A 21484-nucleotide genomic window follows, 5' to 3' on the forward strand; every position below is an offset into this window, starting at 1 on the left:
TTGCGCATCTATTGGCTAATTATGTTAATATATTAACAGACAAATATTTCAACTGTAAATATGGGGTAAAACATATGATTCCTGATTTAGGTAAAATTATTCGTACCAAACGTCAACAACTCGATATGACAATCGAACAATTAGCTGAAGCTTCCAATTCCTCTGTTAGTTTTATTTCAAAACTTGAATTAGGACGCTTAGACAATTTAAAACTAAAAAAACTTGAAGAAATTCTTAATGCCTTAAACCTATCGTTTGCAGATATTTTTAGCTATCCTCCAATTACCGATAGCGAAACAATTCAGCTCATATCTTTACTTAGTAATTTACCAGAAGAAAAACGGCGGATTCTTTCAAAAGCTATCCTACAGATCGTTTTATTAAATGATTAAATATTTAAAAATATTTTGGTTAATTCTTGACCTAATCCCTCCTTTTTCGTTACAATCGAAGAAAATAATGAAAATGAGGTAAAAAATGGATACAGCAACTATGACCAATTTAATCAATGACTATGGTTATTTAGCCATTGCATTATTGATCGCATTGGAAAATATTTTTCCGCCAATTCCATCTGAGGTAATTTTAACCTTTACTGGTTTTTTAACAATTTCAACTGATTTAAATTTATTTGGAGCAATCATCGCAGCCACTGTCGGAGCCGTAGTTGGTGCTGCTGTTTTGTATGCCCTTGGACACTTTTTAGCCGTTGAAAAAATTGAGGCTATTTTAAATGGAAAACTTGGTAAAATCTTACATCTAAAACCTGAAGATGTCGATAAAGCTGCTAATTTCTTCAATCGTCATGGTGGTACTGCCGTTTTCTTTGGCCGTTTTGTTCCTGTTGTGCGTAGTTTAATCTCCATTCCAGCTGGTATGACACATTTTTCTTTTACACGTTTCTTAGTTTTTTCAACCTTTGGAACATTAATTTGGAACACCGTTTTGATTTATGTTGGACATTACGCCGGCAATGCTTGGCCACAAATTGTCGCTACTATTGATGAATACTCTCATTTAGTTTTACTAGCAGTAGTTATCTTGTGTGTTGTGGGTTTCATTTGGCACAAACGTAAAAAAGCTTAAACCACTAATTTTATCATAATAGCTTGATAGCATGACGCAAAAAATTCTCTTTGCTGTTTTTTTAGTGAAGAGGACTTTTTGTTTCGATAGAAATTTTTTTAAAAAAAGAGCAGTTTGCGCTATTTTTATTCTTAATAGTGAAACATTATTGATACAGTTAACTATAGACATATAGAAAGTTCCTTTCAAAATTACTTTAATGATTTTATTTTAACAGATATTTATATATATCTGTTTTTGTTTTTTTACAAAAAAATTAGGACCAATAGCAATTCTGTCAATCCTAAAAATTATAGAACCTATTTATATATGTATTTTTGTAAACAATAAAAAAACCCCTTTGCTAGACATCTGTAGCAAAGAGGATAAAAAGTAAAATTACGGTTGTATAATATTTAGGACTGATAATGTAAAATTTTTTTGCATTACGGTCCTTCTTTTATTTTCTCCATTTTTACGGCAAAATAAAAGAGATGGCCCACAACGCCAATCTAATTAAAGAAAGGACACCATCTCTATGGATAATAATATCAAACTTTTACTTGGAATTACAGACCCTAATTTAACTATTGACCCTAAATATCAATATACTTCGTATATTGAAGAAAAAATTATTAAAAATAGTAAGGCTTTGCTCTGTCATCTATATTTGTCTTACCCTATGTATTGCCCTAATTGTAAAGCATTGATGTTACATAACGGCACTAAAGTAGTTAATAATATTCATCTTTCTTCTGCTGGTAAAAAGCTTGTGCTTTCTATAAGAAAACAGAAGTATCTGTGTCCTGAGTGCAAAAAGACTGCGACAGCTAAATTTAAAGATACTAACTATCATGATCATTTTTCTAATGCTGTTAAAGCCAAACTTGTACGTGATTTAAGTCTATCCAGACCTATGTGTGAAATTGCTGCGGACTCTTTTACATCTTCAAACACAATTATTAGATCTTTAGAGAATGTAGAAAATAATTTTAAAGTCAATTGTAACTGGCTTCCTAGTCACTTATCCTTAGATGACTTCAAATCTGGTAAAAGATTTTCATCTAGTGGTATGAGTATGTGTTTAATCAACGCAGTCAATCATCGGATTATAGATATAATTCCTGAAAGAAATAATAAATTCCTTAGGAATTATTTCATTCAATATAGTTACAAAGCTAGATTATCAGTAATGACTATAACTGTTGACTTATATGCACCTTACCGCAGTTTGATTAAGGAGCTATTCCCTAATGCATTTATTATTGCAGATAAATTTCATGTGGTTACACAGGCATATACAGCTATGAATAAAATTAAAATTAGGGTTATGAAAGAATATGGAGCTGGAACCCATGAGTATCGAGCTTTGAAACGTTTTTGAAAACTACTTCTAAAAAATCAAGATGATGTTGATTATCATCGATATTATCCAAGGATAAATTTTAAATACGCTGAATTAAGCGATTCTGAAGTTTTAGATCGTTTATTTGATATGTCTTCTGAATTGAAAACAGCCTATGAATATTATCAGTTACTTCTACAAATGTACCGTAAAAACAGTTGTCAATTACTAAATTTATTAACTGATACAGTTTCTTGGAATCCTTCCACCAGAAATGAGACAAGCTTTAAAAACTATCAAGAAGCATAAGGCAGAAATAGAAAATAGTTTTGTTTTACCTAGACTTACCAATGGTCCTATTGAAGGCGTCAATAATCACATTAAAGTAATTAAGCGTATAGCCTATGGCTATAATAATTTTAAGCATTTTAGACTCAGGATTCTGCTTTCGCTAAAAAATAATGTAATTTTCTTCTCCACCTAAAACAAAAAAACTATTAGACTTCCATCTAATAGTTTAAATAATAATTAAAATTTTGGCATCAGTCCTTTTTGACAAAGAACCCAAAATTACTAACTTTATAAATATTTTTTCTTATAATTCTAAACTTGTAACCTTCATCTTTAGAGGCTTAACACTATTAAATTTAAGTTTAGTTTCACCTACTCCATACAAGCGTTCACTAAAGACTGGACCTTCTTCAAAGAAAATTTCAACCGAACTTGTATCACATAAAATCTTAAAATTAGTCGTTTTAAGCGTTCTTGTAAACACTCGTGGTGGATAACCGGTTTTAGTCAAAAATAGCTTGCCGTTTTGATAACTTAAGTTTAAATCACTTTCTCCATAACTTAAAGTTAAATCAAAATCACTCGCCTCTGATGCAAAAGTTTCAATTTCCAAACTACGATTAGCATAAGTCATCTGATAATTGGATAAGATTTCTTCTAAAATAACTTCTTGTTCCAGCAAAGCCAATTCTCTAACTGGTCGCATGAAAATTTGATCGTCTTTAATAATTAATTCACGCGGAAAAGTCATACAACCTGCCCACCCATCTACTTGCTCGGGCATATCTTGTTCCCACATTGCCATCCATGCAATTAAAATTCTTCTGCCATCTGGAGCTAACAAAGTTTGTGCTGCATAAAAGTCATGGCCATAATCTAATTCTTGAAAACTATCTGGTTGATAAGTTAATTTTCCATTTTCTTCTCGTCCAATAAAGTAACCACATTGAAAAAGATTATTAAAACGTTCATCTTGTTCTTTAATACCTTGAGGCGAGATTATCAAAATCTTTTGCCCATTAATTTCAAAATAATCAGGGCATTCCCACATATACCCTTCTTTTGAGGCTTCGCTTGCTTGAGCTAAAGTTTGCTTAAAGTTCCAATGATAAATGTCATCTGACTCATAAACTAATACTTGCCCCCGCTTATCTAATGTTTGGCCTCCGATTACACAATAAAATTTATGCCCATCGCTCCAAATTTTGGGATCACGAAAATCTGCGGTATTGTTTAACATCGGCGCTTTAATTACTGGGTTACCTTCATATTTAACAAAATTAATTCCATCTTCACTATATGCTAAGTTTTGTTCTTGAACTACACTTACTACTTCACCTTTTAACTCATGATGAGCTGTATACAATAAAAATAATTTTCCATCATGTTCAATAGCACTTCCTGAAAAACACCCATCTTCAGCTTCAGGGAAAAGGGCGATTGGTAAATTTTCCCAATGAATCAGATCTTTACTTCGGACATGTCCCCAATGCATTGGCCCCCACTTAGAATCATGTGGATAATGTTGAAAAAAGACATGATAATAGCCTTTAAAGTAAATCATTCCATTAGGATCGTTTATCCAACCTTGTTTCCCCATAATATGATATTTCAAACGATAACGTAAATTTTTTAAGATTTTCTCCAATTTTTAAATCCTCCTATTTGACACCAGTTCCAACATTTCCCATACCTTGCACTAGGTACTTTTGAAATACAATATATATGATAATTAATGGTATTGTTGAAATTGTTAATAACGCCATTACTTGGTTCATATAAACAGGCTGGGTATTATTTATATTAGTAATTGCCACTTGTAATGGAAATTTATTAGAGTCGGTTAAAACCATTAAAGGCCATAAATAATCATTCCAACTTCCAATAAAAGTTAATGTACCAACAGTAGCAACGGCTGGTTTAGCCATTGGCAACATAATTTGCCAATAAATTCTAAACATGCTAGCACCTTCAAGTTGGGCTGATTCAATCATATCATCTGGAATCGCTTCAAAGAAATTTTTAAACATATAAATATAAAATGGGCTAGCCAATCCTGGTAAAATTACTGCCAAAATAGTGTTTAAAATTCCTAAATTTTTAGCAATCTGAAATTGTTGAATCAAAATAGTTTCCCCTGGAATAACCAAAGTTGCCAATAATAATCCAAATAAAAATTTCTTACCTTTGAACTTGAAACACGCAAAGCCATAACCTGCTAATGAATTAATTATAACTGAACCGGCTGTAACACAGGAAGCATATAAAATACTATTACCAATATAACGAAAAATATCGAAACGTTGAAATAAATTAGCATAATTATTAAGCCAAGTTTTAAAATCTAGCGATGGTACAAAAGCGTGCCAACTAGTCATATCCTTATAGATACTAGCTTCATTTTTCAATGATGATACGATCATCCATACTAAAGGAAATAAAAAGAATAAAGCTAATAAAGTAATTAAAAAAGTTGACAAAATTAACATTGCATTTTTTTGGATTTTAGGGTTAATCTTAGTCATGACTCAAATCCTCTTTTCCTGAAAGTTTACGTTGAATAACAGTAAAAATAATAATTAACAATCCATAGATAACACTCATTGCACTAGCATATCCTAACTGCCGATCGGTGAAACCTGTCCGATAAATATAATAAACAGGTGTCATTGTTGAATTCATCGGTCCACCTTGCGTCATAACCATTGGTTGTGTAATTAACTTAAATGCACTAATAAATGTTGTTGTTAAAATCATCACAGATGTTGGCTTTAACATTGGCAAAGTAACATTAAGAAATTGTTGCCATTTATTTGCTCCATCAATCGTAGCTGCTTCATACAACTCTGCAGGAATATTTTGTAAACCCGCTAAGAAAATCAACATTTGATAACCTGCACCTTGCCAAGCTGAAAGCCCAATAATTACAAACATAGCTTGCTTTTCACTTGTTAAAAACGGCTGTGGTTTGATGTGTACTAATGATAGCAATCCATTTAACAAACCTTGCTCTGGATTAACAATGTATAACCATAAAACCGAAGTAACAACTAAAGAAACAACCACAGGTGCAAAAAATGCTACTTTAAAAAAAGTATTCCATGGACGTTTTTTATTAACAATTAATGCCAATCCTAAAGCAAGTCCAACTTGAATTGGAATAATAAAGACAACAAACAATAATACATTTTGTAAACCTTTTATAAAGACTGGATCTTTAAAAATCTGAACATAGTTTTGTAATGCTATAAACACACGATCTTGTGGTGCCAAAATATTATAGTTAGTAAATGAATAATAAATTGACATTCCTGCTGGAATAAATAAAAATAACAATAACAAAATGATTGCTGGCATTATAAAGAAATAACCAATAATTTGATTTCTATTTTTTTTCATTGTTTTATGCCACACTCCTTAATAAATTGCACTTTCATCCAAATATCCTTGAATCACTTTAGCTTGTTTTTTAAGTAATTTTTTCAAATTAGGATTTTTGTCATAATACGTAACATCTGTAATAGTTTCAGCAAATGTCCGTGTTACTTGAGGATAATTAACTAAAACAGGACGTGTTTTGCCAGTTTCTTGGTTTTGTTTTAATAACATTTTCATTGGCTCAGATAACTTAGGTTCCATCATCTTGGCTACACTTTTTCTAGCTGGTAAGCCAGTCGTTGCCATGTTACTTTTATACATCGCATCTTTAGACATCAAAAAATTAATTAATGCCCCTGCTGCTTTTTTATTAACAGCACTTGCCGTCATTGCATACTGCCATGCCCCTGTCGGAGACACTAATTTATGTGTCTTATCAGAAACTGGATAAGGCATTACACCATAATCAAGGTGTTTATATTGCGTATCTAGTTCTTGAACTGTCCAAGTTCCTGAAAGCTGCATTGCATATTTTCCCGTTTGAAATCCTTTATCTTTAGGACTAATTGGTGTGTATTCTTTTTTAACTAAATCACGAATAAATTGGAAACCTTCTTGACTAGCTTTTGAATTCAAATATTCCATAGCTTTAGTGCCAGAATCATTAGTAATACTACCGCCTGCTGACCAAAGAAAAGGTGCAAATGCATATAAGGCCCATTCTGAATGATCATTTAAATTCATGTTAAATGCACTTTTATCTCCAAATGTTTGCTTCAACTTTTGGCAAGCTGCTTCAAATTCTGAGTAAGTCCAAGGATTATCTAATGTAGCGATATCAGTAATTCCCGCTTTTTCAAACATCTTTTTATTATAATAGATTCCTACACTTGATTCGGAATATCCCAAAGAATACAACTTTCCTTGATAGGTTCCTTGTTTAATAACTGAATCTAAAATATCATCTTTATTATCGATATATTTTCCGATCGGTTTGATAATTTTTGATTTAGCATATGCAGCTGTATTTGGAGCATCTAGCGTAATTACATCAGGAAGTGTCCCTGAATTTAATGCCGCGTTTATCTTATCTTCATAACCACCACCAGAACCACTACGCGGAATATATTGCACTGTAGCTTTATAGCCTTGTTTGTTAGTCTTATTAAAGTGCTTAATATTCGCTGCTAAAGCTTTTCCTTCTGGGTCATCTTTTGAAAAATGAACCCACATAGTAATATCTTTTGAAGATGCTGATCGTTGGTTATTGCCACATCCAGTCAATATTCCAATTCCAATAATTGCAAATGTCGCCAGTAAAAATTTTTTTAATTTCATACTGAGACCTCCCTTAATATTTTTGAAACGTTTCAATTAAATTAAATTATAAAACGTTTCCAAAAAAACTGCAATAGTTTTTTGGAAACGTTTCAAAAATTATTTTGTTGTCTTACCTGCTCTAAAAGCTACTGGCAAATGGCATACTTGCCGCGATAAACTTGGATCTTTTATTTTGGCTAATATCATTTCAACAGCTTTTTGTGCCATCAATTCGATTGGTTGCGCAATTGTTGAACAATAATTAGGAACACCTTTAGCTAAATTCGTTCCATCATAACCAATAATTTGAACTTGTTTTGGAACCTTAATTCCTATCTCACATAAAATTTCGTAAACTTGCATTGCCAACATATCCGTTACACAAAATATTCCATCAATTTCAGGATGTTGAGTCATCTTATTTAGAAATTTTGTCTTAAAATTATAAAAGACATCCGCATCAAACATTTCATAATAATTGCTTCCAGATTCTAAAATAGTATCACGAAATCCTTCTCTTCTTCGGGAAGTATCATTAGGTACCTTATTTAAATCACCAATATAAAGCAAATTCTTCAAATTTTGTTTTAAAAAAACATTGGCTGCTATCTTTCCACCTACATAATTTTCACTAGAAACATAAGAGGTTTTTTCATCAAAGTAACGGTCAATACTTACAAATGGGACTTTACTAACAATGCGTTCATCAATATTGTTATATGTGATTCCAATAACACCATCGATTTTATTTTGCATAACTTTTTGCAAATATTCTTCTTCTTTTTTAGGATCATGATCAGAATTACATAAAATCATCTTATAATTATTCTGGGCTAAAGTTTGTTCAACATAAAAAGCAAACTCCGAAAAAAACATATGCCAAACAGTAGGAATCAATAAAACAACTGTTTGTGAAGAACGAACTTTCATTCCCTTAGCATATTCATCTGGAACATAATTTAATTCATCAATTGCTTTTTTCACTGCTTGTCGTGTTTTTTCTTTGATGCCGCTTGCATTATTAATGTAACGTGAAACCGTACCCACACTGACACCTGCTTTTTTTGCAACATCTTTCATCGTTGCCATATATAAATCCTTCCTTACTCAATCACATTTTAAGTTAATTTTATTATATTTTGAAATCACAAATCAAGCATAAGCCAATAAAACTCTTGCAAAAAACATTTATACTTTTGTTTATTTTAATTACCTAAAAAACGGATATTATCGTTTTTATCAACATTATTTTTCTAAAAAACAAAAATCCTTTTTACTAGACATCCCTAATAAAAAGGATTTATTAAATCAATAAATATTTTGTTTCACTTGTACTGGATGTGCAATACTTTTAAGTAAATCTTCTCTTGTCATCTTAACAAAATACAATTCACGTCTAGCGCGTGAAACTGCCGTATAGCCTAATCCACGATCATAAGCTTCAATTACATAAACGCGATCCGCCCCACTGCCTTGTGCTTTATGAATTGTCAAGGCATAGGCTAATAATAAATCTTCTTTTGCTCGCTCTAATGGAAGATGATACGTACCAGCCATCGTTTTAACACTCACCAAACCTTGTGGTAATTTTTTATTAGGCAACACTAAACGCGTTATCGTACCAAATTCACTGTTAGTGTAGCCATATTTTTGTTTTTGATCATCGTTACGATAAAAAACAACTTGTGCTCCAACAAAATATCCACCTCGTCCGTAGCCATTTTTTTCGTAAAATTCGACTTTGCATTGAACATCTTTGGTCAAGACCTCATAAAATTTCCGATTGATCGCAGCAACTGTCAAATTTTTATATGCTAAAATCATACAACGCTCGTTGTTTTGATGTTGATATTTGTAATTTAACATCGCACGCACATCACTTGTCTTAAACTCAACACGCGCTAAAGTTTGCAAATCTGCATCCCGACACGCTTGAATCAATGGTTTTAAACGTGGATTTTTGCAGCGCATATTTTCTTTAAAATAAAAACATTGACCATACTTTTGCAATAATGCCATCACGTTACCACAAATCGCCAAGGCTTCTTCATCTTGGGAAACCGGTGCTAATTGACGATCATCTCCAATCAATAAATACCGCACACTTCGACCAGTATAACGCATCAGTTCACTTAACATATCTAGCGTTATCATCGAAACTTCATCGATTAAAATGACTCGAACTGGACTATCTTTGAGCGGATCTTGCCCTTGTTTAATCTCAAACAACAATTTTTGTATCGTATCATTTTGAAAAAATCCACAACTTTGTAAGTTTAAGCGCGCCTTATGAGTTGGCGCTAACGCCAATACCTTGCTGGCATCTAAGATTTTACCTAAAGTATACGTCTTACCGCTTCCTCCGACCCCTAATAAGGCTAAAACATCTGCATTTTGATTCTTAAGCCACCTACAAAATACTTGTTGTTCTGGTGTTGGCTTGAACTTGGCATTACTTTTTAGTGGCAATTTATGTCTACTTTGTTGCTTTAATAGACTTATTAAAAAGCGCTCTTGACTACATTTTTGTTTTAAATGCAGCGTTTTTTGACAATTTTTAGGACATAAATACCCAAAATCATAAAGAGCATTCAGCTGTGCTAGTTTATCTTTTTGTGTCAGTGGTAAACTTTCACCCAGTTTTTTTAAAACCACCAAATCTTCGCAAGCTTGCAAGTGTTCTTTTTCTTTATCTTTTAACAAGTTATTTAACTTCAGCAACTCTGCGATGTTTTGACGTCTAAACTCAGGAACCGTTAATAAGGCAAAAACTTTAGATTCTTGCCAACTATGTTTGAAAAATTTGTCTTCTTCTAAGTAATCATTAAATGCCGTACGCAAATACGGATTTGGCAATTTAGGTAAGTATTTTTGATGAAATTTACGCTCATCTATCAACCAACATGTCACAAACCCTTTAAATCCACTAGGGGTTATCTTAGTGACGGTCAATTCATGCCAATGACCATCATTAAAATTTTTCTTTTGAAACTCACTCATCCCATTAATCAAAAATTTAATTCCTGTGTAACGCAAAGCACTACTTTGCGCAATTGGTGTTTTATTTTTAGCAATTCCTATGCATTTAAAATTTGCTTTAACTTGACTTTTATCCTCTTTTTTAAGCAAAATAGCACTTAGTTTATTTAAACTTTTATCTTCTAATCCATGTTTTTTTGCTTCTAGCAAATATTGCTTGGCTTGAATATAATCTTTTTGTTGTAGTGCAATTTTTGCCAGTAATTTATAGGCTTGCGCACTTTTTTTGGCATTTTTATCTTCCAGATAACGCAACGCACAGTTTTGTGCTTTTTTAGCTTGTTTAGTTTGATAATAAGTTTTCGCCAAAAAATAGCCGACCGCACGATAATATGGATTTTGTTGATAAAGTTCCAACAATAATTCTTGGGCCTTGCGATAATCTTTTTGTTTCATCAATTCAAGCGCTGTTTTGTATTTTTGTACATCTTTCATTTTCGTATCCTCTTGTCGTAATCGTTACATTATATCATCTTTGCGCTATTTTTCAAAAAAATAACCAGATTGGATTGCTTTTTAGTCTATCTTTTTGTTATAATGTAAGCGGATACAAAGAATGATTTGTATCTAAATTTGCTGATGGGAGGCTTTTATGTTAACTAAATTTTTATGGTTTTTACTATTTATCATTAGTTTAATTGGTGGGATAATCGGCATCTTATTGCCAATCATTCCGCAGGTGCCGTTTTTCTTGTTGGCCCTGTTTAGCCTCTCCAAGTTTTCGCCACGCTTTCATCGTTGGCTTTTCCAAACACGTTTGCTTAAAAGATACGTGTTGCCTTTGCTGACTGATTTAAATCATAAGCTCATTGAGCTAAAAAAAGTCAAGCAAACTTGGTATTATACATTGCTAAACAAAATTCTGGCTAGCTTACAGGCGCCAGAAAATCTATAAAACTTTCTTTTCTTGTGTTGGTGAAATCTTTTCCCAACACTTTTTTATTGGTTTAACTAAAAAAGACACCCTAACATTAGGGCATCTTTGTCATTAATCTTCTTGTTGTAAGGCAGCCTTTAAAGCTTGAGCCAAGGCACTTTCTTGTGGCTCGGAATCTTGGTTAATCTTTTTTAACAAGCGCCGTTCTTCGTGTTTAGTCATCTTCTTATTCTTAGCCTTTTTATCTAACATCTTTTCTGTTGTACCATCATATTTACACTTGAAATACATACCGTTTTTACCTTGCATAATCAACATCTTTTTATGACATTGTGGGCAGCGATGGTTGGATTCTTTGGCTTCCAAGCGTCGTTTATAAGTACAATCTTGATTAGAACAAACCAAAATCTTGCCGTCACGCGTGTTTTTCTCGCGTAAAGCTTGACCACATTCGGGACATTTCTTTTGAGTCAATGAAAAGTCTTGATATTTTTGTGAGCTGTTTTTGACTTCGTTGACTAGTTGCTTAGTATCTTGCTTGATTTCTGCTAAAAATTCTTGGCTGCTATATTCTCCTTTAGCAATTGCTTCGAGTTGTTGTTCCCATTTGGCAGTTAGCTGTGGACTAACTAGCGATGGATTAACTAATTTTAATAATTGCTTACCCTTAGGCGTCACATGTAAGTTATTATTTTGCCTTTCCATCAACTCGGCACGGACTAATTTTTCGATAATTTCCGCCCGAGTAGCTGGTGTACCTAAACTGTATTTTTCCATCTGTGTCAACAAACTACCTTCACTCAACGGCTTAGGTGGTTGTGTTAAGGCTTGACTTAGTTCAAAGGTTCCTGTGACACTTTGACCTTTAACCCACGCATTGCTTATCTTAATGGGTTTAGAAGTCTTTTGCCATCCAGCTTCTAAAACACGGGTTTGTTTAAAAACAAATTTAGCTTCACCAAACGCTACCGTTGCATTTTGGACTTCGGCACGATAAACCGGCGCAAACATCGTTAAAAAGCGTTTGGCAATCAGCGTATAGATTCTTTGTTCATCATTAGAAAACTTCGCATATTGTGGTGGCTGTTCAGTTGGAATTAAGGCATAGTGATCGCTAATTTTGGCATCGTTAAAGACCGCTTGATTGACAACTTTAGCTCCTTGTTTCAAGTAAAGTTGCGCATCATCATCAATAGCTTGCATCGCACGGAGACGTTGAGCTAAGCTGGCTTTAATATCTGAACTCAAATATTTACAATCAGTCCGTGGATAAGAAACAACCTTATGAATTTCATATAGACTTTGAACTAGACTCAATGTCTTTTTAGCCGAATAACCATACTTAGCGTTTGCATCACGTTGAAGTTCTGTTAAATCATATAACAATGGAGCTGGCTTTTTTTGTTCTTTTTGAACGACATCTACAACTTGACCAGCTGTATTTTGCAATTTAGTCAATAATTCCTGCGCTTTAGTCTTGTCTTTTAAACCGTGCGGATCTTTTTGAACCAGTGTAGCTTTTTGATTATTAGCATTTAAACTTAATACATAATAAGTTTGAGGCTTGAAGCGCTCGATTTTTTCTTCTTGTTTACGCACCAAAGCAAGCGTAGGTGTTTGAACTCGACCAGCTGACAAATTATCATCGTATTTAACGGTCAAGCTACGTGTCACGTTTAGCCCGACTAACCAATCGGCCTTAGCACGTGCTAACGCTGATTGATACAAATTATCATATTGCTTGGCGGGCTTAAGGTTTTTAAAACCTTCTTTAACCGCTTGATCGGTTTGAGATGAAATCCATAAACGTTTAACTGGTTTATTGAAACGCACATATTCCAAGATCCAACGTGCCACCAGCTCTCCTTCTCTCCCCGCATCAGTTGCTATGACTGCTTCTTTGATATCTTTTCTTTTAGCCAAAGCGCTAATTGCACGTAACTGTGCCTTAGTCTTTGGCAAAGGCTTAATTCCAATGTCTTTTGGCAGCATTGGCAAGGTTTCAAACTGCCACTTTTGCCACTTAGAATCCAAATCTTCAGGCATCTTTAAGCCTAATAAATGCCCTAAAGCCCATGTTACTACGACATCTTTACCTTCATAATAATTATTATTCTTTTTACTAGCACCTAATATTCGACTTAAGTCACGAGCAACACTAGGTTTTTCTGCTAAAATCAACTGCTTCATGTCTTACCTCATTAATTTCTAAAAATATTACTTTGCATATAAAACTGTGCATGTTCATAATTGAATGTCGTAAACGAAATATCAAATACTTCACCTGAGGTTAAATAAAAAACTTCTTTAATTTCAATTCCTGGATCACCAACAGCTACTCCCACTAGATTACAAATATCTTCATTTTTTAATTTGACTACTCGCAAATACTTGTCAGAAAATCCAATATTTAATTGCAAGCCTTCGCGCAAATAGCTAAATAAAGATTCTTTAGCTAAGCCTTCATTTAAAAATGGAACAATTTTTTTACGATAATACGACTCTTCTAAACACAAAATTTTATCTGCAACAGATTGAACCCTAACAACTTTATAAAATTGCTCATCAGCCTGACAAGCACAACTTTTTAAAACTTTATCTGGCGCTTTGACCAAGCTCACTTCAAGCACACGTGAATTCAATTTTTCTTTTTTCAAGTCAGAAGTAAAACCCTGATTTTCTAAAACATTTAAGTATCCTTCTTTTTGTGGGCGGCGCGCAAAAACACCACTCCCTTGAATCTGATAAATAACCCCTCGACTCTCCAAAATATTTAAAGCTTTTACGATTGTACTTTTGCTAACTCCAAATTGCACAATCAAATCCTCAAAACGTGGCAATTTTTGCCCTTGCTTGAGATTATTTTTTAAAATAAATTCTTCGATTTGTTGCGCTGTTTGCATGTATTTTAACACTATATTGCCCCCCTTTATCATACTCATTTACCAGTCTTTTTCATTATAACATATCTAAAAAGCCACTTTTATGAAGTGACTTTTTCGTTAATCTTATAGCTATAATAATTCAACTTGGCTAAATCTAAACTTACCCCACATCCTATAGCACAAGGTAGTTTTAACTGACCATTTATAATATCAAAATTTTCTTGAATGATGTCGTCTTTTAGATAACTTTGCGGTGGCGTTAAATCCCCAGGCAATCCTGGAGTCGTTTGTGTGGAAAAGTGCCAATTAAAGGCACGTCCAACTCCGGTTTCATACATTCCACCAACCCATGTTAATAAATTGTTTTCTTGGCAATATGCATTTAGCCTCAAAGCTTGAGTAATTCCACCAACACGACCAATCTTAAGATTAACAGCACGACAACTCCCTAAAGCTTGAGCAACTTTTAGATCATCTAGCGTTAAAATACTCTCGTCCAAACATATTGGTGTTTGCATTTTTGCTTGAAACTTGGCATGACTCAAAAAATCCGTACGCGTGAAAGGTTGTTCAATCAAACTTAGACCTATGTCATCATAATTTAACAATTTATCTTGTTGTGAACTAAAAGAGCCATTCGCATCAGCTAATAATACTACGTCACTAAATTTTTCTCTAACAGCCAAAAGCCATTGCTTAGGATATTGTGGGCTTAATTTAAATTTAAAACGCCGATAGCCTTGTTGATAAAATTCATATACGTGTTTAAGCAATTCTTCTTTGTTCGCAAACATGCCTAAACTTACACCCAATTCTAATTTATCTCTTTGTTTAGTAAACAAACAATTTAAAGCTACCTTTTGTCTTTTAGCACGCAAGTCCCACAAGCATTGGTCAAGTGTCGCCTTGGCAAAAAAATGTCCCTGTACCCAGTCAAAGTTAAAATCTTGTTTTTCTAAAACTTGATTTAAAAGATATTTTTGTAAAACATAACGTTCTTGAACTAAAAACTCCGATAAATAATCAGGATGACTTAAAGCACTAAGTTCGCCATACCCTTGATTACCCAATTCATCTGTTAAGACTAAGATATCAAAATTTTTTTGTTCAAGCCTAGCATAACTAGTCACAATCGGATTTTTAAAAGGAATTTGGGCTTGGTAGTATTTAGCTGCCACAATTTTCATCTTTTTTCTCCTGTTCTTTTAGCCACAATAACACCGTGTCAGTAAACCATTTTGGAGCTTCTAAATGCACACAATGGCCGACTTTAGGACAAATCTGCATATCAGCATTTAATACGTAAGCACAGATTTTTTGACCAATGCCACAAAATTTAAAATCTTCTTGGCCCGCCACATACAATAGCGGACAAGTCAGATTTTTAATGTATGGCCAATAGTTTGGTTGACTGCCTGTCCCCATATACTTCAAGCTTAAAGCCAAACTAAATTTATCTTGCTTAAGTCGTTGCGTCCGTAAAAGTTGTCTTTGCAAATCTGATAAGTTTTTCTTTTGACTAGCAAATAAGGTGATATCTTGCCAAAAATCAACAAATTCTTCTAATTCATTGTTCCATAAATTTGCTGCAAGTTTGGCATCACTACACTGCCTTAAAAAACGTTTTTCATAAGTGTCTAAGCCTGCCGTTGAACTTTCTAAAATCAAACTCTTAACCAGACTTGGATAGCGCAAATTAAATCCTAAAGCTACACGTCCTCCCATCGAATACCCTAATAAATGAAAATTTTTTAAGTCTAATTCTTGTAGTATTTGGTGTAAATTATCTAAAACATTCAAAAAAGCATAATCCGTTGGTTGATGTGTTTTAGTTTGGCCATGTCCTGGCAAATCTATTCCTAAAATATTAAAGTCAAAGCAATCTTTAAGTAATTCAAATGTATCTAAACAACCAGTAAATCCATGTAGACAAACTAGTGTCGGTCGTTTGGGCTGATACGTATTTAACCATTGATAATGATAATTATTCATGACTAATTTCCTTTGCAAAAAAGCTACATAATTCTTGCCAAACTTCGACTGGTTCTTTAGCTTGACTCTTTACTTCTAAAATAGTTACTCCTTTAGGATTATTACATGCTTTTTGTAACATTGCTAAATCCGTAATATGTTGGTAATTAAAATCATAAAGTTTTGCTACTTTTTGGCCACAAAGTCCTAATGGTGTTTGAAATAAAGGTTCAAAATCACTTGGAGCTAACTTGTTTTGCGGTAAGAATGAAAAAATTCCCCCACCGTCATTATTCAATAAAATAATTGTTAAGTTAGGCTGATAATGTTTAGCCAATTGCAAGCCAGTTAAATCATGAAATAACGTCAAATCTCCGGTCAATAAATATGTTGGTTTCGCTTGATTTAAGGCAACTCCAATTGCTGTTGAAATCGTACCATCAATTCCATTGACGCCACGATTGCCATAAACATCCCAATCATTTGCTAAACTCAAGCGATCAACAAAGCGAATCGCATTACTATTTGCGACAAATAAATTAGCCTTGGTTGGTAAAATGTTGGTTAGGTGATACGCCAATAAACTTTCATCGAAGTGTGTTTGTTTATCAAAATAATTTGCTAAAATCTTTTGTGTTTGAGATTGCAAGTCTTGCCAGCCACTTGACCACTCAGTTTGTGCAAATTGTTCATCTGCAATGGCCTGCCAAATTTGTTTTAAACTAGCCTGCAAGAAATAACGACTTTGATGTAAACTATCATGCCATAATGCATTTTCATCACATAAGATAAAATCAATTGGACTATCCGTTAAACTTTTAAGATAAAACATCACATTTTTTGCCACTGGTAACTTACCAAAACGTAATACAACTTCTGGTTTAGGCATATTTTTAAACTGACTAAATATCAAATCAGCTTGTTTTAAATGTATACTTTCTTGACTAGCATGCACATTACTTAATGGATCAGCAATCAAAGGCCATCCCAATTTATGCGCAATTTTTTGCAAATACCAAGCTTGTTTGCTCGTCAATGCTTCACCGCACACAATCATACCTCGTTTATGCAAAAAAGGAAGTAAACTTGTTAAATCTAATTGTTTAAATTCCAACTCAATTTCTAAACTTGCATCTAAGTCAGGCAATAAAGGTTCACGCAATGGTAAATTAGCATGGACAGGTCCACATGGTTTTTGTAATGCCTGTGTCATCAGCTGAATGGCCTGCCAAAAACTATACCGCAACATCGCCGGTGTTTTTTGCGGCAACGCCATTTCGACAAAGTGTTTGACGTGTTTACCATACAAATCTGTTTGCGCCATTGTTTGTGGTGCACCAACATTACGCACTTCAAAAGGTCGATCGGTAGTCAAAACAAGTAACGGTACTCGACTTTCATAAGCTTCACAAATTGCCGGATAATAATTAGCCGCTGCGGTGCCTGAAGTGCATACCAAAGCAACAGGCTCTTTTTTTACCTTACTTAATCCCAGCGCTAAAAAAGCAGCCGAACGTTCATCGATTGCGACATATTTTTGCAAATCAGTTTGCCGATGTAATAATAAAGCCAATGGCGTAGAACGCGATCCTGGACTGATAACAACTTCTTTTAAGCCCATTTTTTTCAATCCATTAATGAAAGCTAGTAGATATTGCGTCATTTCTTGTTGATAACTCATTTTCCTTCGATTCCTCTTTTCATCGGTGTAAATTTAGCCGCAGTTTCGGCTAATTCACTTTCTGCAACTGATGCTGCAATAATACCACACCCCGCGTATAATAACCCGTGATTTTCCTGTTGCTTACGTGTAAATACTCCTGAGCGAATCGCCACACTAAATTCACCGCTGTCGTTTTGTAAATCAAGCCAGCCAATCGGTGCACCATACATACCTCGACCCATAGGCTCAACTTTTCTAATCCATTCTAGGGCTAATTGTTTTGGTTCACCGCCCAAAGCAGGTGTTGGATGTAAGTGTTTTAGTGCTTCCAAAAATGAAGCATTAGGTTTGCGTTTACCTTTGATTGTTAAAAAAAGATGCTGTAGATTTTGGTTTTGTAAAACTTCACGATCGCTGACCTGAATGTCACTAGCCACTTGCGCTAAATCATGACAAATTCGTTCGACAACGATTTGATGTTCGACGGTATTTTTAGGATCGGCCAATAAAGCAGCTATTAAACGTTCATTTTCTTTGGGATCTGTAGCCTTCACAAACGTCCCAGCCACACTTGCTGTTTGAAAGTTTTCACCATCAGCTTTCAACAACCGTTCCGGCGTTGCTCCAATGAAAAAGCGTGTCTGTGATTCTAACATGAAACGATACGTATTAGGTTGTTGACTCAAAAGATTGATTAATAATTGTTCACTATAAAATTTTTGTGCATAAACATCTTGGCAACGCGCCAAAACAACTTTGCGCAACTTTTCTTGACTGTTTAATAATACAATCGTTTTTTTAGCCGCTAAAAGCCATTCTTCTTTATCCCGCATATTTGCTTTTAATTGACCTTGATAAGCTTTCTTTAGCTTAACAGGAATTAATGTAGCAATTAAATTTTTTACTTCATCATAAAGTTTAGCTAATTTTTCTTTAGCTTCATCAAGTTCCTTGGCTTGAACAGTCAAATAAAGCTCATATTTTGCATCAGTTTGTTTGAATAAAACCTTAGGCCAAACAAACATTCCGTGTAACATTTCTTGCCAAAATTCTTCTTTTTTAGCTAATTTATCAAAACAAAACCCACCAAATAATAAGGGTGTTGCTTGCGCATTTATTGCACACCATTCTTTTTTTAAGCGTTCTTTGACACACTCGAGCTTCAAATAATCCAAGCCTTCAAAAGTCAACAGATAACCTAGCCCTAACAATATTTCTTTGTCATCTGGTGTTTGCCAAAAAAAACGCTGTCCACTATATTTATCAGATTTTAGTAGTACTTGCGTACAATCAATCTTTGGTAATTGCCAGCTTTGTGTGTAATATTTTTTACAATTCATATTCAACTAAACTTCCTTTTTCATCAGTTAAAAAACGATATTTTTGAATCTTATTGCTAGCTGTCATTGGCATTTTTTTAACAACAAAAAATGCTTTAGGAAACTTATATTTGGCTAAACGTGATGTCAAATAATCTAAAATTTCTATTTTTGTAACACTCGTTTTAAGTGTTAAAAAAGCAACTGGTACTTGTCCCCAAGTTGGATCTTTTTGGCCAACAACTGCTACTTGTTTGATTTGAGGCAGTCTTTGTAAAAGATGTTCTATTTCAGTTGGATAAATATTTTCTCCCCCTGAAATAATCAATTCACTTTGACGACTTACCAAATACAAAAAACCATCTTGATCTAAATAACCTAAATCCCCTGTCTTCAACCAGTCTGTGGTCTTTTTTTGACCAAGATAATTGGAAATAATACTTGAACCTTTAAGCCAAATCTCACCAATACCGTCCTTTTGTGGAGCATTAATTTTTAGACAAACACCTTCCAAAGGACGCCCAGCTGAACCTAGTTTACTCAAAGCATCCTGGGCTGGTAACGCGCAAATCTGCGAACAAGTCTCGGTCATACCATAAGATTGCATCACGGCCACACCAAATTTTTGATACTTAAGCAATAAATCTTTAGCAACCGGGCCTCCTCCTAATAGGTACGTCTTAAAATTAGCCGGATATATTGCAGTAGGTAAAAGTTCGGCTAAATCTTGTAACATCTTGGTGACTACGGAAGCTAGTGTCACTTGCTTGGTGGAAATTAAAGTTTGAATCTGTTCTGCTTGGAATTTTTCTACTAGATAAACACTGCACCCACAAATAAGCATGCGCAAAATAATCGCTAATCCTCCAATATGATACAACGGTAAGACACACAACCAACAATCCTCACTGGTTAAAGCCAGACTTTTTTTAGTAGCTAATGCACTTGCTTTATGGTGCTTAAAACATTGCCCTACCCCTTTAGGATGACCTGTCGTGCCTGAAGTATACATGATTGATGCAATGTTTTCTGACCGATATCCATAATCAAAAATTTGTTGAATTGGTAATTGAGAGATTTCTAGCAAATCTAGTGCTTTGTATATTTTAAAATTAACTGACAAATCTTGCCAAACATTTTTGGTGCAAATAACATGCTCACAGCCAGCATCATTTAGTTGAAAAACTATTTCACGACTCGTTAAGCGCGGATTTAAAAACTGCACCTTTATTCCTAATTCAAATAACGCTAAGATAGTTAATACATATTCTAAGCTATTATTTCCCAACAAAGCTACCGTCGTTGGTTTGTCTGCAAGTCGCTTGTGCCAATAATTGGCATAACCTTGCACTAATAAAGCTAATTGTAAAAAAGAATAACTTTGCTCGCGATGGATTAAAGCCTTTTTTAGCGGCATTTGACTAGCTTTTTTTAATAACCAGCTGTTTGGTTTATGGGAATTTAGGAAATTGATCAAAGTTTGGTTGGCGTTTTTCTTTAAATGCATCGCGACCCTCTTTTGCTTCATCCATCGTGTAATATAACAACGTTGCATCTCCGGCTAATTGTTGAATCCCAGCTAAACCATCGGTATCAGCATTCATCGCTGCTTTAATCATTCTTAATGCTAAAGGACTCTTCTTTAAAATTTCATTAGCCCATTCAAGCGTGACTTCTTCAACTTTAGCTAACGGAACAACGGTATTAACCCAATTCATCGCTAAAGCTTCCTTTGCGCTGTATTGCTTAGTCATAAACCAGACTTCCTTAGCTTTTTTATGACCAATCACGCGCGCTAAATATCCTGAACCATAGCCTCCATCAAAACTTCCAACATTTGGGCCGGTTTGTCCGAATTTAGCATTGTCCGCTGCAATTGTTAAGTCACACACCAATTGTAAAACATTGCCACCGCCAATTGACCAACCTTTAACCATCGCAATCACAGGTTTAGGAATCACTCGAATCAAGCGTTGTAAATCTAACACATTTAAACGTGGAACTTGGTTTTCATCAATATATCCCCCATTGCCACGTACTTTTTGATCGCCGCCCGAGCAAAAAGCTAAATCGCCAGCACCCGTCAAAATAATTACACCAATATCACTACGATCACGACAAATACTAAAAGCTTCAATCATTTCTGCGACAGTTTTAGGCGTAAAAGCATTGTGTACCCACGGGCGATTGATTGTGATTTTTGCAATCTTGTCGTTTTTTTCAAATAAAATTTCATCGTATTCTTTAATCGTTGTCCAATTTACCATTTTCTTAACTCCTTTGAATTGTTCTATTCCATATTATACAAAAAAATTTTACAAAATATAATTT

At 34.1% G+C, this 21484-nt stretch carries 18 protein-coding genes and 1 pseudogene; 5 read left to right on the forward strand and 14 right to left on the reverse strand.

Going from position 1 to position 21484, the window contains the following annotated elements; all coding sequences use genetic code 11:
- The first annotated feature begins 74 nt into the window (after nucleotides 1–74).
- The 4 genes and pseudogenes from QM017_RS06455 to QM017_RS06470 all read left to right on the forward strand — a co-directional run bounded on the left by QM017_RS06455 (nucleotide 75) and on the right by QM017_RS06470 (nucleotide 2894).
- The gene (locus QM017_RS06455) at nucleotides 75–392 is read left to right on the forward strand and encodes a helix-turn-helix transcriptional regulator (RefSeq protein ID WP_282709185.1); all 318 of its coding nucleotides are present in this window, start codon (nucleotides 75–77) and stop codon (nucleotides 390–392) included.
- Nucleotides 393–477: 85 nt separating this feature from the next.
- Nucleotides 478–1086: a DedA family protein gene (locus QM017_RS06460; protein ID WP_282709186.1), complete on the forward strand. Its 609-nt coding sequence runs from the start codon at nucleotides 478–480 to the stop codon at nucleotides 1084–1086.
- Nucleotides 1087–1774: 688 nt separating this feature from the next.
- Nucleotides 1775–2719, forward strand: a pseudogene (locus QM017_RS06465) (transposase).
- A complete protein-coding gene (locus tag QM017_RS06470; RefSeq protein WP_282709187.1) occupies nucleotides 2685–2894 on the forward strand; it encodes a transposase in 210 nt (69 codons plus the stop codon). The pseudogene QM017_RS06465 and the gene QM017_RS06470 overlap by 35 nt, the downstream one beginning before the upstream one ends.
- Nucleotides 2895–3005: 111 nt before the next feature.
- Here QM017_RS06470 and QM017_RS06475 read toward each other — a convergent pair whose 3' ends face one another.
- The 6 genes from QM017_RS06475 to QM017_RS06500 all read right to left on the reverse strand — a co-directional run bounded on the left by QM017_RS06475 (nucleotide 3006) and on the right by QM017_RS06500 (nucleotide 10873).
- A complete protein-coding gene (locus QM017_RS06475) occupies nucleotides 3006–4349 on the reverse strand; it encodes a glycoside hydrolase family 32 protein (RefSeq protein ID WP_282709188.1) in 1344 nt (447 codons plus the stop codon).
- Nucleotides 4350–4362: 13 nt separating this feature from the next.
- Entirely contained in the window at nucleotides 4363–5226 is an 864-nt protein-coding gene (locus tag QM017_RS06480) for a carbohydrate ABC transporter permease (RefSeq protein ID WP_282709189.1), read from the reverse strand.
- Nucleotides 5219–6100, reverse strand: a complete 882-nt coding sequence (locus QM017_RS06485) for a sugar ABC transporter permease (protein ID WP_282709190.1) — start codon at nucleotides 6098–6100, stop codon at nucleotides 5219–5221. Before QM017_RS06485 ends, QM017_RS06480 begins: the two co-directional genes overlap by 8 nt.
- 18 nt (nucleotides 6101–6118) lie before the next feature.
- Nucleotides 6119–7417 carry a sugar ABC transporter substrate-binding protein gene (locus tag QM017_RS06490; RefSeq protein WP_282709191.1) on the reverse strand — a complete coding sequence of 433 codons (1299 nt, stop codon included), beginning with the start codon at nucleotides 7415–7417 and terminating at the stop codon, nucleotides 6119–6121.
- A 99-nt stretch (nucleotides 7418–7516) separates the two neighbouring features.
- Nucleotides 7517–8488, reverse strand: coding sequence for a LacI family DNA-binding transcriptional regulator (locus QM017_RS06495; RefSeq protein ID WP_282709192.1), 972 nt, complete (start codon nucleotides 8486–8488; stop codon nucleotides 7517–7519).
- 219 nt (nucleotides 8489–8707) lie between these two features.
- Nucleotides 8708–10873 carry an AAA family ATPase gene (locus tag QM017_RS06500; protein ID WP_282709193.1) on the reverse strand — a complete coding sequence of 722 codons (2166 nt, stop codon included), beginning with the start codon at nucleotides 10871–10873 and terminating at the stop codon, nucleotides 8708–8710.
- Between the two features lie 157 nt (nucleotides 10874–11030).
- On the opposite strand from QM017_RS06500, the gene QM017_RS06505 reads away from it, so the two are divergent.
- Nucleotides 11031–11333, forward strand: coding sequence for a DUF454 family protein (locus QM017_RS06505; protein WP_282709195.1), 303 nt, complete (start codon nucleotides 11031–11033; stop codon nucleotides 11331–11333).
- Nucleotides 11334–11426: 93 nt separating this feature from the next.
- Here the strand turns inward: QM017_RS06505 and QM017_RS06510 are convergent, their stop codons facing one another.
- The 8 genes from QM017_RS06510 to menB form a co-directional block, all read right to left on the reverse strand.
- Nucleotides 11427–13505: a DNA topoisomerase 3 gene (locus QM017_RS06510; RefSeq protein ID WP_282709196.1), complete on the reverse strand. Its 2079-nt coding sequence runs from the start codon at nucleotides 13503–13505 to the stop codon at nucleotides 11427–11429.
- Between the two features lie 11 nt (nucleotides 13506–13516).
- Complete coding sequence (locus QM017_RS06515; protein WP_178197867.1) at nucleotides 13517–14230, reverse strand: GntR family transcriptional regulator; 714 nt, start codon at nucleotides 14228–14230, stop codon at nucleotides 13517–13519.
- 68 nt (nucleotides 14231–14298) lie between these two features.
- On the reverse strand, nucleotides 14299–15387 hold the full coding sequence (gene menC, locus QM017_RS06520; RefSeq protein WP_282709197.1) for an o-succinylbenzoate synthase: 1089 nt from the start codon (nucleotides 15385–15387) through the stop codon (nucleotides 14299–14301).
- A complete protein-coding gene (gene menH, locus QM017_RS06525) occupies nucleotides 15368–16192 on the reverse strand; it encodes a 2-succinyl-6-hydroxy-2,4-cyclohexadiene-1-carboxylate synthase (protein ID WP_178197870.1) in 825 nt (274 codons plus the stop codon). Before menH ends, menC begins: the two co-directional genes overlap by 20 nt.
- Nucleotides 16185–17852 (reverse strand): 2-succinyl-5-enolpyruvyl-6-hydroxy-3-cyclohexene-1-carboxylic-acid synthase, encoded by a 1668-nt coding sequence (gene menD, locus QM017_RS06530; RefSeq protein ID WP_282709198.1) that lies wholly within the window; start codon nucleotides 17850–17852, stop codon nucleotides 16185–16187. Before menD ends, menH begins: the two co-directional genes overlap by 8 nt.
- Nucleotides 17849–19174, reverse strand: a complete 1326-nt coding sequence (locus QM017_RS06535; RefSeq protein ID WP_282709199.1) for an isochorismate synthase — start codon at nucleotides 19172–19174, stop codon at nucleotides 17849–17851. Before QM017_RS06535 ends, menD begins: the two co-directional genes overlap by 4 nt.
- Nucleotides 19164–20660: an o-succinylbenzoate--CoA ligase gene (gene menE / locus QM017_RS06540; RefSeq protein WP_282709201.1), complete on the reverse strand. Its 1497-nt coding sequence runs from the start codon at nucleotides 20658–20660 to the stop codon at nucleotides 19164–19166. The genes QM017_RS06535 and menE overlap by 11 nt, the downstream gene beginning before the upstream one ends.
- Nucleotides 20605–21420 carry a 1,4-dihydroxy-2-naphthoyl-CoA synthase gene (gene menB / locus QM017_RS06545; protein WP_178197878.1) on the reverse strand — a complete coding sequence of 272 codons (816 nt, stop codon included), beginning with the start codon at nucleotides 21418–21420 and terminating at the stop codon, nucleotides 20605–20607. Before menB ends, menE begins: the two co-directional genes overlap by 56 nt.
- Nucleotides 21421–21484: the final 64 nt, after the last annotated feature.

It is taken from the genome of Ligilactobacillus sp. Marseille-Q7487 (assembly GCF_949152225.1).
In the GTDB taxonomy this organism is placed as follows: Bacteria; Bacillota; Bacilli; order Lactobacillales; family Lactobacillaceae; genus Ligilactobacillus.